This is a genomic window from Streptomyces sp. 796.1 (assembly GCF_047525675.1).
Taxonomy (GTDB): domain Bacteria; phylum Actinomycetota; class Actinomycetes; order Streptomycetales; family Streptomycetaceae; genus Streptomyces.
The window spans coordinates 128,412-142,022 of record NZ_JBLIWA010000010.1 but is presented as its reverse complement, the minus strand read 5'-3'; the positions used below and the strand labels follow the sequence as shown (position 1 = coordinate 142,022).

The following is a 13,611-nucleotide window of genomic DNA, read 5'->3' as shown; positions in this document are numbered from 1 at the left end:
AGATGGCGCCCCGGAACCGGGTCCGGAGCGCCGACGGGCCGAGCGGGCCACCGGCGGATGAGGGGTGCCGTGGCCGGGCGGGCGGGGGAGAGGGTCGGAGCAGAGGGAGAAGGCGCGGGCGAGCAGGCGCGCGGGTGCGCGGGGAGTGGCCGGGGCCGCGTGAGGAGAGCGGTGCCCCGGGGGCCCGGAGCGCCCGGGGTGTCCGGGCTGGCCGGGCCTATTGCGCCGCGGCCTCGAACAGGGTGTGCATCGCGCGGCGCAGTTCCCCCACGTCGCTTACCGGCTGCGGGAAGTCGAAGCGCGCGTCGAAGGAGCGGTTGTCGGCGTCGGTGAAGCGGACCCGCAGCCCGAAACGGGTGAGGGAGACCGGCACGGCGCGCACCGCTCGTCCGGGTGGTGTCTGCGGCCCGTCGGGCTCCCGGCCGCCGGGCTCGCGCGCCGCGCCGCAGCCGCCGGCGCGGTCCCCGAAGAGCGTGCACAACAGGTGCACCTGTTCGCTGTGCGCCGCGTGCAGGTGCTGGAGGAGTTCGGATTCGTGTTCCACCAGCGGATCGGGGTCGGCGGCGGCGAACGCCTCCGGCTCGACGCTCTGGGCGCCCCACAGATCATCCACGCACGCCTCCCCGACCTCTAGTCGCAGCAGCACCCAGGCGGGGCGCCCGCCGGGCCGCTCGGTACCGGGCGGACGCAGCACCTCCTGCATGCCGAGGATCTCGCCGACCGGGTGCCGCTCGGCGAGCAGCATGGCGCAGGCGGCCCGCTCCTCGTTCCGCACCGGAGTCAGCCAGCCGGCGATCCAGGCGCGCCCGCGCACGCGATACGGCACCGAAACGGGTGCTACATCTGTGATCTCCATCACGCAGCCGAGGTCGTCGTCCTGCGCGTACGCGGCGGCTCTGGCCGCCGGCGAGCCGCCAGGAACCAGCAATAGCACGTCTCCATCGGGCGTTACGGTGCGTGCTGTGGGGATTCCGGCGGCGAACTCTTCCGGCTCCTCGATTCCAAGAATCGCGAGAGACGCCGTAGCGTTGGACTCTACGAGGGTTCGTACGCGCTCGGCAGCAGTGGGTTGCCGGGCGTCTTCCGCGGGGCGCGGCTGACCCACCTCAGTGCCAGCAGGGCCGGAGTCGTCTGACTCCGTGCCGTGGGCAGCGCTGGACGTGGGGCTCCCAGGTCGAAACATACATTCTCCTCGGCTAAGGTAAGCCTTACCTAACTTACATGGAGGTTCGTTCCACGTGAACCAGTCGCGTCCCAAGGTCAAGAAGTCGCGTGCGCTCGGCATCGCGCTGACTCCGAAGGCCGTCAAGTACTTCGAGGCCCGCCCCTACCCGCCGGGCGAGCACGGCCGTGGCCGCAAGCAGAACAGCGACTACAAGGTCCGTCTTCTTGAGAAGCAGCGTCTGCGCGCTCAGTACGACATCAGCGAGCGCCAGATGGCCCGTGCCTACGACCGCGCTCGGAAGGTCGACGGCAAGACGGGCGAGGCCCTGATCATCGAGCTTGAGCGCCGCCTGGACGCGCTCGTCCTTCGGTCGGGCATCGCCCGGACCATCTACCAGTCGCGGCAGATGGTCGTGCACGGTCACATCGAGGTCAACGGCCGCAAGGTCGACAAGCCGTCCTTCCGCGTCCGCCCGGGCGACGTCGTGATGGTCCGCGAGCGCAGCCGCGAGAAGCACCCGTTCCAGGTCGCCCGCGAGGGTGGCTACGACACCGACGGTGAGACCCCGCGCTACCTTGAGGTCAACCTCAAGGCGCTGGCGTTCCGCCTCGACCGGGACCCCAACCGCAAGGAGATCCCGGTGATCTGCGACGAGCAGCTCGTCGTCGAGTACTACGCCCGCTAAGCAACGCTCAGCAGGCAGGCCCCGCCCTCTTCGGGCGGGGCCTCGTGCGTTTCGGGCCCCGCGGGCGCCCGGCGAGCCCCCTCTCGGGCCCACGGGCGCCTGCACCGGACCTCTCGGTGCGGATGGCGCCGGTTACGTGGGGCTGACGGCCGTACGGGAGGCGTACGGCCAAGTGGGTGGTTCGTCCGGCGGGGCCCGTTGTGGAAGTGCCCTCGGGCGGGGGCTGCTGCGGAGCTGCTTCGGGCGGTGTCTGCTTCACACAGGTTCAGGTCGGAGCTGCTTCGGCCGGGCCTGGTCCGTACGTGCCGTGTGGGGACAGGGCCCGGCGGGCCGCCCCCTCGTGGCCGCACCCCTCAGTGGCCTCGCCGGTCCGTACGGGCCCCGGCGGGGGTTCACTCCGGGGCGTCGGCTTCGGGTGTGGCCGGCGGCGGTCCCGCCGGCTGCTTGCGGCGCAGCGCAGCCGCCGCGTCCGCGGCCCACTCCTCGGCGGCCCGGCCCTCGCTCGCCCGGTCCTCCTCGGGCCAGGGCCGCCCGGCCACCCCACCGGCCTGGCCGACGAGACTGGCCGGTCGGCCCCGGCCCCGCTCCAGGACCTGGGCCACCGCCGACTCCAGGCCACCGCGGCGGCCACCGCGCCGGGCCGCCTCGTACCCCGCGTCGCCGATGATGCCCTTGGCCCGGGCGGCACACCGCTCGTGCCGGTCGCGCAACTGCGAGGAGCGCAGCGGCTCGCCGCTCAGGTCGCGCCAGCCGGTGGCCGCGGCGCCCTGGAGCTCGGCCGCCCACTCCGGCGCGTCAAGCACCACCAGCGGCGCCAGCCGCTCCAGCGCCAGCGTCATGCCGAGGGCGTCGCCGAACTCCTGCTTGATCTCCAGACAGTCCACCAGCAGTTCGCGGGCGAGCTGGTCCTCGCCGCGCTCGGCCCGCGCGCAGGCCAGCGCGTACAGGGCGTACGAGCGCACCCACCGCTCCCCGCTGTCGGCCGCCACCTGTCGGGCGTCCTCGGCCAGCGCCAGGGCCGCCTCCAGGTCGCCCACCAGGGCCAGCGCCAACGAGAGCTGTACCTGTGCCAGGAGGACCAGGGCGTTGAGCTCGCCGCGGGTGCGGTACCGCTCCAGGCACTCGCGCAACAGGGCCACCGCGCCCGGCAGGTCGTCGTTGGAGAGCGCGGTCACGCCCAGCATCTGCGTCGCCAGCGCCGCCGCGCTCTCGTCGCCGGTGCTCTCGGCCAGCTCGCGACACTCGTGCAGGGCGGTCAGCGCGGCCACCGCGTCCCCCCGCGCCGCCGCCGTCAGACCCACCGCCCACAGCGCCTTGGCGCGCGGTTCGGGCTGGTCGCTCTCCAGCTCAAGCGCCCGCTCCAGCCACCGCTGGCCCTCGGCGAGCCGCCCGCAGCCCACCCAGTAGAACCACAGCGTGCCGGTCAGGTACTGGCCGATGTGCGCGTCGTCCGGGCTGTCCAGGCTGTACTCCAGGGCCAGCCGCAGGTTCGGCAGCTCCGCCTCCACCCGCTGCGCCACCTCGACCTGCCGCAGGCTGAACCAGTCCAACTCGCACCAGGTGGCCAGCCCCAGGTACCAGTCGCGGTGCCGCTTGCGCAGCCGCTGCGTCTCGCCCAGCTCGGACAGCCAGCGGGCCCCGTACGCGCGTACCGGGTCCAGCATCCGGTAGCGGGCCTGCCCGGCTTCGTCCGGCGGGGCGTCGCGGACTATGACGGACTGCGCGACCAGGCCGGTCAGCGCCGCCAACACCTCGTCCGCCGGCAGGTTCGTACCGGCGCACACGTACTCCACGGCGTCCAGGTCGAAGCCGCCGTCGAAGACCGAGAGGCGGGACCACAGCAGCCGCTCGGCCGGGCTGCACAGTTCGTGGCTCCAGCCGATCGCGGTGGACAGCGAGCGGTGCCGGTCGGGTGCGCTGTGGCCGGTGGTGGTCAGCAGCCGCAGCGGGTCGTCGAGCCGGTGCAGGACCTGTTCCAGGGAGAGCGTGCGTAACTGGGCCGCCGCCAACTCGATGGCCAGCGGAATGCCGTCGAGCCGCCGGCACACCTCGCCCACCGCCTCCCGGCCGACCGCCGGCGTGAAGGCGGGCAGCACCGCGGACGCGCGGTCGGCGAACAGCGCCACGGCCTCCGGCCGGATCGGCAGCGGGCCGAGCGGCAGCAGCCGTTCGCCGGTGATGCCCAGCGGGCGCCGGCTGGCGACCAACACCCGCAGCCCGGGCGCCCTCCGCAGCAACTCGGCCACCAGCGCGGCGCACGGCTCGACCACCTGCTCGCAGCCGTCGATGAGGAGCAGGGTGTCGCCCTGCGCGAGTCGTCGCACCAGCACATCGCGCGGCGAACGACCGCCGGGCGCCACCAGCCCCAGCGCATCGAGCAGGGCCTCTTCTGGGGTTCCGGTTGTGGGTAGCTCGTCCATGGGGACCAGCCACATTCCGTCGCAGAAGCGATTCCGCATGCGCTTGGCACCGCGGCGCGCCAGGCGTGACTTACCGATCCCGCCCACCCCGGTGACCGTCACCAGACGGGACCGGGAGAGAAGTCGCTTGAGTTCGGCCAGTTCCGCGGACCGACCGATGAATCGACTGACGTCGGCGGGCAACCCGCCTGTTCTGGCTGGCCCGGCGAGCGGACCGGGCCGTGGAGATCCGGGGCGCGGAGCATGTCGCATAAAACACGGAGCGTACTGAACGGTTTGCGGGCCGTACAATCCCCTCCCGCGCCACTTCGCCACCGCCCGCGACCTGCCAGGAACGGCCCGCTGCGGGCGGCAATGCAGTACGGCCGACGACCCGCGGCGCGATATGGTCGGGGTCTGCCGCCCGCGCCCGCGGTGACCCCGCCGTCCGTGCGCGGCGGCCGACCGGGACGACCAACAGCGGCCCATGACGAGCCCGAGATTCAGCAGGGAGCGGTGCGAGATGTCCGGTGGAGAGGTGGCCGGGATCCTCGTGGCCGTCTTCTGGGCGATCCTGGTGTCGTTCCTCGCCCTTGCCCTGGTGAGGCTCGCCCAGGCGCTCAGGGCGACCACCAAGCTGGTGGCCGAGGTCACCGAGCAGGCCGTGCCGCTGCTGAGCGAGGCGTCCGCGACGGTGCGCTCGGCCCACACCCAACTCGCCCGCGTCGACTCGATCGCAGCCGACGTCCAGGAAGTGACCTCCAACGCGTCGGCGCTCTCCTCCACGGTCTCCTCCGCGTTCGGCGGCCCGCTGGTGAAGGTGGCCGCGTTCGGCTACGGGGTGCGCCGGGCGATCGGCCGCAAGGGCGAGGCCGCGGACCCCGCGACCGTCGTCGTCGGCAAGACGGTGCCCGCCGCGCGCCGCGGAGGCCGCCGCAGCCGGGTACGCGACCGGGGCAACAACCGCAGCAAGAAGGACTGATCGCGATGTTCCGCCGCGCATTCTGGTTCACCACCGGCGCCGCAGCCGGCGTGTGGGCCACCACCAAGGTCAACCGCAAGCTGCGCCAGTTGGCGCCGGAGAGCCTCGCCGCACAGGCCGCGGACAAGGCGGTGGAGACGGGGCACCGGCTCAAGCAGTTCGCCCTGGACGTACGGGTCGGAATGGCGGACCGGGAGGCGGCGTTGAACGACGCACTGGGTCTCGCAGCGGGGCCCGACGTCCGGGAACTGCCCGCACAGCGCGCGCAGGTGCTGGAGTCGAAGACGTACCGCCCCGTGAGCCTGACCACCCACGGCGACCCGGCCACCGACCGGGCCCGCGACTGGAACGACCGGAAGTCCGGCCGCAACGACGACCGGAACACCGACCGGCACGACGGCCGGAGCGACCGGAACAACGAGAAAGAGGACTACTGATGGAGTCGGCCGAAATCCGCCGCCGCTGGCTACGCTTCTTCGAGGAGCGGGGGCACACCGTCGTGCCGTCGGCGTCGCTGATCGCGGACGACCCGACGCTGTTGCTGGTCCCCGCGGGCATGGTGCCCTTCAAGCCGTACTTCCTCGGCGAGGTCAAGCCGCCCTTCGACCGCGCGACCAGCGTGCAGAAGTGCGTGCGCACGCCCGACATCGAAGAGGTCGGTAAGACCACCAGGCACGGCACGTTCTTCCAGATGTGCGGCAACTTCTCCTTCGGCGACTACTTCAAGGAAGGCGCCATCAAGCTCGCCTGGGAGCTGCTCACCAGCTCGCAGGAGGACGGGGGCTACGGCCTCGACCCGGAGAAGCTGTGGATCACCGTCTACGAGCAGGACGACGAGGCCGAGCGCATCTGGCGTGAGGTGATCGGCGTCCCGGCCGAGCGCATCCAGCGCCTGGGCATGGGCCCCAACTACTGGTCCATGGGCGTGCCCGGCCCGTGCGGCCCCTGCTCGGAGATCAACTACGACCGCGGGCCCGAGTTCGGCGTCGAGGGCGGTCCGGCCGTCAACGACGAGCGGTACGTGGAGATCTGGAACCTGGTCTTCATGCAGTACGAGCGCGGCCCGGGCTCCGGCAAGGACGACTTCCCGATCCTCGGCGAGCTGCCCAGCAAGAACATCGACACCGGACTCGGCCTCGAACGCCTGGCGATGATCCTCCAGGGCGTCCGCAACATGTACGAGACCGACACCCTCCGCGTCGTCATGGACAAGGCCACCGAGCTGACCGGCGTCGCCTACGGCGCCGGCGCGGACAGCGACGTCGCGCTGCGCGTGGTCGGCGACCACGTCCGCACCTCGGTGATGCTCATCGGCGACGGCGTCACGCCCGGCAACGAGGGCCGCGGTTACGTGCTCCGCCGCATCATGCGCCGCGCCATCCGCAACATGCGCCTGCTCGGCGCCACCGGCCCGGTCATCGGCGAGCTCGTGGACGTGGTCCTGAAGACCATGGGCGAGCAGTACCCGGAGCTGCTGACCGACCGCAAGCGCATCGAGACGGTCGCGCTGGCCGAGGAGGGCGCCTTCCTCAAGACGCTCAAGGCCGGCACCAACATCCTGGACGCCGCCGTCAGCGAGACCAAGGCCGCCGGCGCCAGCCAGCTCGCCGGTGACAAGGCGTTCCTGCTCCACGACACCTGGGGCTTCCCCATCGACCTGACCCTGGAGATGGCCGCCGAGCAGGGGCTCAGCGTCGACCAGGACGGCTTCCGCCGGTTGATGAAGGAGCAGCGGGAGCGGGCCAAGGCCGACGCCAAGGCCAAGAAGCAGGGCCACGCCGACGTCTCCGCCTACCGCGCGGTGGCCGACGCCTCCGGCGCCACGGTCTTCACCGGGTACGTCGACACCGCAGGCGAGTCCTCGGTGGTCGGGCTGCTGGTGGACGGCGTCTCCTCGCCCGCCGCGCACGAGGGCGACGAGGTCGAGGTCGTCCTCGACCGCACCCCCTTCTACGCCGAGGGCGGCGGCCAGCTCGCCGACACCGGCCGGATCAAGCTCGACACCGGCGCGGTGGTCGAGGTCCGCGACGTGCAGCAGCCGGTGCCCGGCGTGAGCGTGCACAAGGGCGTGGTGCAGGTCGGCGAGGTCACCGTGGGCGCCAGCGCGTACGCCCAGATCGACATCGCCAGGCGGCGGGCCATCGCCCGCGCCCACAGCGCCACCCACCTCACCCACCAGGCGCTGCGCGACGCGCTCGGCCCGACGGCCGCCCAGGCGGGCTCCGAGAACTCGCCCGGCCGCTTCCGCTTCGACTTCGGCTCGCCCACTGCGGTGCCCTCCGCCGTGCTCACCGACGTCGAGCAGAAGATCAACGACGTGCTCTCGCGCGAGCTCGACGTCACCGCCGAGGTGATGAGCATGGACGAGGCGAAGAAGCAGGGCGCCATCGCCGAGTTCGGCGAGAAGTACGGCGACCGGGTGCGCGTGGTCACCATCGGTGACTTCTCCAAGGAGCTGTGCGGCGGCACGCACGTGCACAACACCGCCCAGCTCGGCCTGGTGAAGCTGCTCGGCGAGTCCTCCATCGGCTCCGGGGTGCGCCGTGTGGAGGCCCTGGTCGGTGTGGACGCGTACAACTTCCTGGCCCGTGAGCACACGGTCGTCTCGCAACTGACCGACCTGGTCAAGGGCCGGCCCGAGGAGCTGCCGGAGAAGATCTCCGGGATGTTGGCCAAGCTCAAGGAGGCCGAGAAGGAGATCGAGCGGTTCCGCGCGGAGAAGGTGCTCCAGGCCGCCGCCGGGCTGGCCGACGGCGCCCAGGACGTGCGGGGCGTGGCCCTGGTCACCGGCCGGGTGCCGGACGGCACCGGCGCGGACGACCTGCGCAAGCTCGTCCTCGACGTGCGCGGTCGCATTCAGGGCGGCCGGCCGGCCGTGGTCGCGCTGTTCACGGTCAACGGCGGACGTCCGCTCACCGTGATCGCCACCAACGAGGCGGCCCGCGAGCGCGGCCTGAAGGCCGGCGAGCTGGTCCGCACCGCGGCCAAGACGCTCGGCGGCGGAGGCGGCGGCAAGCCGGACGTCGCGCAGGGCGGCGGACAGCACCCGGAGGCCGTGGACGAGGCCATCGCCGCGGTGCAACACCTGGTCGCCGAGCAGGCGTAGCGAAGGGGCCGGCCGGGCGGAGGGAGAGCCACCCGGCCGGCCCAGCCGGCCCCCTCGGGTGTGTGGTACACCCGATCGGGCCAGTGGGACCCGGGGGCGCACGGGCGTCACCCGGGCGGTGCGAGACGGCTCCGACGCGTGGATCGCGGGGCCGGCGGGAGCGAGGACGAGGCGGCATGAGCGAGGAAGCGCCCATGCGGCGTGGGCGAAGGATCGCCATCGACGTCGGCGACGCCCGGATCGGAGTCGCCTCCTGCGACCCCGACGGCGTCCTGGCGACACCGGTGGAGACGGTGCCCGGACGAGACGTGCCGGCGGCGCAGCGCCGGCTGGCGGCGATCGTCGCCGAGTACGAGCCGATCGAGGTGGTCGTGGGGCTGCCCAGGTCGCTGCGGGGCACCGAAGGGCCGGCCGCGACGAAGGTACGGGCCTTCGCGAGCACGCTCGCCCGTGCGCTCGCCCCCCTTCCCGTACGGCTGGTCGACGAGCGGATGAGCACCGTCACCGCAGCTCAGGGGCTACGTGCCGCGGGGGTGAACAGCAAGAAGGGTCGGTCGGTCGTGGATCAGGCCGCCGCCGTCATCATCCTCCAGAACGCACTGGAAACCGAGCGCACCTCGGGGCGCCCGCCGGGGGAGGCCGTCGAGGTGGTCATCTGATCGCAGTACGGTAACGTTCCGCGCGGCATGGCAGCCGTTCGAAACCCGGGAATCGTGATAGCCCGGCGGAGCGAACCCCGCGCCCCACGCGCGTACCGGCTGCCGCAGCGCGGCACTAGGGGATCGATGACTGAGTATGGCCGGAGCCCCGGCTCCCAACCGTGGGACCCCGAAGACCCCCTGTACGGGGATCCGGGGTGGCACGGGCAGCAGGCCGCAGGTGGTCAGAGCCCCTACGGCGATCAGGCCCAGCAGTATGCGCAGCAGCAGGAACCTTTCGGGCAGCAGCAGTACGGCTGGGACGACTCGCAGGGCGCGGGCGTGCCCTACGCCGGCGGCCAGGCCGATCCGTACGCCACCGGCCAGCACCCCGGCCAGCCCCTCGATCCCTACCAGGCGCAGGCGGCCCAGCACGGTGACCCGTACGGCGGGCAGCACGCCGACTACTACGGAACGCCGGACGGCTATCCCGCACCGGGCCCGGGCGGACCGCTCCAGGGCGAGCACCCCCACCCCCCACATCCGGGCCATCCCGGCCAGCCAGGCCAGTACCCCGCCCCCGGGCAGCACCCGCACCCGGGTCAGCAGCAGCCGCAGCACTTCGCGCCGCAACCGCAGGACCAGCACCCGCACAGCCAGCGCCCGCACCTTCAGGACGAGCACCTCCAGCAGCAGGCCGCGTTCGGTCAGCAGCCGGGGGCCGCGGCGCAAGGGCGGGGGCCGGCGAATGCGCTGGTGGACGAGCCGGTGGACGACTGGCGGGCCGAGCCCGAGCCCGACCTCGCACCGGAGCGGCCCGCGGACGAGCTCTTCGCAGGTGGGAACGGCCCGCGGCGCGGCGAAGGCGGTGCCGGCGGGCCCGACGATCGTGACGGTGACCGCCGTGGGGGCCCGGACGAGGGCTACGACGACGGTTACGAGGAGGAGTACGACGACGACGTCCAGGAATCGCGCGAGGAGCGTCGGCGCGGCCGGGAACGCCGTAACAAGACCAAACGCCGTAGTGGCGCCGCCTGTCTGGTGGTGACGGTGGTGCTCGGCGGGGTGGTGGCCGGTGCCGGGTACTTCGGCTACCAGTTCTGGCAGGAGCACTTCGGCGCCGCCCCCGACTATGCGGGCGAGGGCACCGACGAGCAGGTGCAGATCGAGATCCCCGAGGGCACCGGCGTCTCCGCCATGGGCGACATTCTCACCCGCGAAGGCGTCGTCAAGAGCAGTCGGGCGTTCGTGGAGGCCGCCAACAAGAACCCCAACGGCGACCGCATCCAGGCCGGTTCGTACACCCTCAACAAACAGATGTCGGGCGATGCGGCGGTCACCATGATGACCGACCCGTCCGCGCTCAACTTCCTGATCGTCAGCGAGGGCATGCGCAACCGGGCGGTCTACGCGGCGATCGACAAGAAGCTCGGCGCGGCCGAAGGCACCACGATGAAGGTGGCCAAGGACGAGTACCGCAACCTCGGACTGCCGTCCTGGGCCAACGACGACCCGAACATCAAGGACCCACTGGAGGGCTTCCTCTACCCCTCCCGCTACAGCGTCGGCAAGGACGCCAAGCCGGCCGACGTGCTCAAGAGCATGGTCAAGCAGGCCAACAAGGAGTACACGAAGCTCGGCATCGACGAGGCCAAGGCGCAGAGCCTGGGGCTGAAGTCGCCGCTCGACCTCGTCACCGTGGCCAGCCTGGTCAACGCCGAGGGCATGACGCACGACGACTTCCGGAAGATGGCCGACGTCGTCTACAACCGCCTCAAGCCCGACAACGTGCAGACCAACGGGCTGCTGGAGTTCGACTCCACGTACAACTACGTCAAGAACCAGAGCAAGATCGACTTGACGATCGAGGAACTGCGCAACTACGACAACCCCTACAACACGTACCACGACGAGGGGTTGCCGCCCGGACCCATCGGGAACCCGGGCGAGGACGCGCTGAAGGCCACCCTGGAGCCGGAACGTGGCGGCTGGTACTACTTCATCTCCGTCGACCTCAAGACGACGAAGTTCACCAAGACCTATGCCGAGCACGACAAACTGGTCAAGGAATTCAACCGCAAGCGCCGCAGCGGCAATTGACACAACGGACACAGGGGGCGGGGACAGACAGATGCCGGACGACCGCAGGGCGGCGGTCCTTGGATCGCCCATCGCGCACTCGCTCTCGCCGGTGCTGCACCGTGCCGCGTACGACAAGCTGGGACTGACCGGCTGGCGGTACGAGCGGTACGAGGTGGACGAGGCCGGGCTGCCCGCCTTCCTCCAGGGCCTCGACCGGGAGTGGGCCGGCCTCTCGCTGACCATGCCGCTCAAGCGGGCGATCATTCCGCTGCTGGATGAGATCAGCGAGACCGCGGCTTCGGTGGAGGCGGTGAACACCGTGCTGTTCACCGCCGAGGGCCGCCGGGTCGGCGAGAACACCGACATCCCCGGGATGATCGCGGCGCTGCGCGAGCGCGGGGTGGAACGGGTCGAGCGGGCCGCGGTGCTGGGCGCCGGGGCCACCGCCTCGTCGGCGCTGGCCGCCCTCGCCCGCATCCAGGTCGGCGAGGTCACCGCCTATGTGCGGGGCGCGGCCCGGGCGACCGAGATGCGGCAGTGGGGCGAGCGGCTCGGGGTGCGCGTGCACACCGCCGACTGGGCCGATGCCGCGGCGGCGATGAGCGCCCCGCTGGTGATCGCGACCACCCCGGCCGGCAGCACGGACGCGCTGGCCGCGGCCGTGCCCGAGCGGCCGGGCGCACTCTTCGACGTGCTGTACGACCCGTGGCCGACCGCGCTCGCAGCCGCCTGGTCCGGCCGCGGCGGGGCGGTGGTGGGCGGGCTCGACCTGCTGGTGCACCAGGCGGTGCTCCAGGTCGAGCGGATGACGGGCTGCGCGGCGGCGCCGCTGGCCGCGATGCGCGAGGCCGGCGAGGCGGCGCTGACGGCCCGGCAGCGACCGGACGCGGGCTGAGGGCGGGGTTGGCCGTTTGCGCCGGCCGGTGCCCCGGCCCTGCGTGGGCGTCGGGGCGCCGGCCCTCCGCGATCCGGTAGCGAGCGGACAGAGATGGGACAACGGTCGGAGAACGGTCTCGGACTGCCGTAGGGCGATCGAAAACGGTCAGCAGGTGGCCATATCCCGTCGGTGCCAGCTAACCGAACTGGCCGACAAACGGCCGGTATCCGGTCGGTCTGCGACCGGATCGGCCCGCCCGCGAGAACTCCGCTTGAACAGTGCGCCGTACCCCGCGCAGGGGCGCCCCGCAGTCCGTAGCGTGGACGAGCGATCAGGCTCCGTCGCAGCTCATGGGAGGATCGGGGCTGAGAAGTCGCACGGGCGCGAGGTTAAGGAGCAACGTTGAGCAGGTTGCGTTGGCTGACCGCGGGGGAGTCGCACGGCCCCGCACTGGTGGCGACCCTGGAGGGGCTGCCGGCCGGGGTACCGATCACGACCGACATGGTGGCCGACGCCCTCGCCCGCCGGCGGCTCGGCTACGGGCGCGGCGCCCGGATGAAGTTCGAGCGCGACGAGGTCACCTTCATCGGTGGCGTGCGGCACGGCCTGACCCTCGGCGGCCCGGTCGCGATCATGGTCGGCAACACCGAGTGGCCCAAGTGGGAACAGGTCATGTCGGCCGACCCGGTCGACCCCGAGGTACTGGCGGGCCTGGCCAGGAACGCCCCGCTGACCCGCCCCCGGCCCGGCCACGCCGACCTGGCCGGCATGCAGAAGTACGGCTTCGACGAGGCCCGGCCGATCCTGGAGCGCGCCTCCGCCCGCGAGACCGCGGCCCGGGTGGCGCTCGGCGCCGTGGCCCGCTCCTACCTCAAGGAGACCACCGGCATCGAGATCGTCTCGCACGTGGTGGAGCTCGCGGCGGCGAAGGCCCCGTACGGCGTCTACCCCAAGCCCGCCGACGTCGAGCGGCTGGACGCCGACCCGGTGCGCTGCCTGGACCCGCAGGCCAGCGAGGCGATGGTGGCCGAGATCGACCAGGCCCACAAGGACGGCGACACGCTCGGCGGCGTCGTCGAGGTGCTGGCGTACGACGTGCCGGTGGGCCTCGGCTCGCACGTGCACTGGGACCGGCGGCTCGATGCGCGGCTCGCGGCTGCGCTGATGGGCATCCAGGCGATCAAGGGCGTCGAGCTCGGCGACGGCTTCGACCTGGCCCGTGTACCCGGCTCGCAGGCGCACGACGAGATCCTGCCGACCGAGGACGGGATCAGGCGCGCCACCGGCCGCTCCGGCGGTACCGAGGGCGGGCTGACCACCGGCGAGCTGCTGCGGGTGCGAGCCGCGATGAAGCCGATCGCGACCGTGCCGCGCGCCCTGGCCACCGTCGACGTCACCACCGGCGAGCCCACCCAGGCCCACCACCAGCGGTCGGACGTGTGTGCCGTGCCCGCCGCCGGCATCGTCGCCGAGGCGATGGTGGCGCTGGTCCTCGCCGACGCGGTGGCCGAGAAGTTCGGCGGTGACAGCGTCCCCGAGACCCGCCGCAACGTCCGCGGCTTCCTCGACCACCTCCAGATCCGGTGACCGGCCAGGACCCGAACGCCACCACCGGCGGCGCCGCCGGCGCGGCCAACGCCGCCGGTGCGGCCGGCGGGCCCAGCGCCCCCGGAGACC

At 72.4% G+C, this 13,611-nt stretch carries 10 protein-coding genes; 8 read left to right on the top strand and 2 right to left on the bottom strand.

What is annotated here, in order from left to right:
- Positions 1-217 precede the first annotated feature (217 nt).
- Positions 218-1,183, bottom strand: a complete 966-nt coding sequence (locus ACMA1D_RS09525; RefSeq protein ID WP_414723427.1) for a DUF2470 domain-containing protein — start codon at positions 1,181-1,183, stop codon at positions 218-220.
- A gap of 55 nt (positions 1,184-1,238) precedes the next feature.
- Here ACMA1D_RS09525 and rpsD point away from each other — a divergent pair, with 55 nt between their 5' ends.
- A complete protein-coding gene (gene rpsD / locus ACMA1D_RS09520) occupies positions 1,239-1,850 on the top strand; it encodes a 30S ribosomal protein S4 (protein WP_176164998.1) in 612 nt (203 codons plus the stop codon).
- 392 nt (positions 1,851-2,242) lie between these two features.
- Here rpsD and ACMA1D_RS09515 read toward each other — a convergent pair whose 3' ends face one another.
- Positions 2,243-4,270, bottom strand: a complete 2,028-nt coding sequence (locus ACMA1D_RS09515; protein WP_414723426.1) for an ATP-binding protein — start codon at positions 4,268-4,270, stop codon at positions 2,243-2,245.
- Between the two features lie 502 nt (positions 4,271-4,772).
- Between ACMA1D_RS09515 and ACMA1D_RS09510 the strand changes: the two genes are divergently transcribed.
- The 7 genes from ACMA1D_RS09510 (at position 4,773) to aroC (ending at position 13,521) form a co-directional block, all read left to right on the top strand.
- Positions 4,773-5,231 (top strand): DUF948 domain-containing protein, encoded by a 459-nt coding sequence (locus ACMA1D_RS09510; protein ID WP_349992228.1) that lies wholly within the window; start codon positions 4,773-4,775, stop codon positions 5,229-5,231.
- 5 nt (positions 5,232-5,236) lie between these two features.
- Complete coding sequence (locus ACMA1D_RS09505) at positions 5,237-5,668, top strand: hypothetical protein (protein ID WP_414723425.1); 432 nt, start codon at positions 5,237-5,239, stop codon at positions 5,666-5,668.
- The gene (alaS, locus tag ACMA1D_RS09500; protein WP_414723424.1) at positions 5,668-8,337 is read left to right on the top strand and encodes an alanine--tRNA ligase; all 2,670 of its coding nucleotides are present in this window, start codon (positions 5,668-5,670) and stop codon (positions 8,335-8,337) included. Before ACMA1D_RS09505 ends, alaS begins: the two co-directional genes overlap by 1 nt.
- 194 nt (positions 8,338-8,531) lie before the next feature.
- Entirely contained in the window at positions 8,532-8,996 is a 465-nt protein-coding gene (gene ruvX / locus ACMA1D_RS09495; RefSeq protein ID WP_414723453.1) for a Holliday junction resolvase RuvX, read from the top strand.
- A 126-nt stretch (positions 8,997-9,122) separates the two neighbouring features.
- Positions 9,123-11,075, top strand: a complete 1,953-nt coding sequence (gene mltG / locus ACMA1D_RS09490; protein WP_414723423.1) for an endolytic transglycosylase MltG — start codon at positions 9,123-9,125, stop codon at positions 11,073-11,075.
- 31 nt (positions 11,076-11,106) lie between these two features.
- A complete protein-coding gene (locus tag ACMA1D_RS09485; RefSeq protein ID WP_414723422.1) occupies positions 11,107-11,952 on the top strand; it encodes a shikimate dehydrogenase in 846 nt (281 codons plus the stop codon).
- Between the two features lie 384 nt (positions 11,953-12,336).
- A complete protein-coding gene (gene aroC, locus ACMA1D_RS09480) occupies positions 12,337-13,521 on the top strand; it encodes a chorismate synthase (RefSeq protein ID WP_414723421.1) in 1,185 nt (394 codons plus the stop codon).
- Positions 13,522-13,611: the final 90 nt, after the last annotated feature.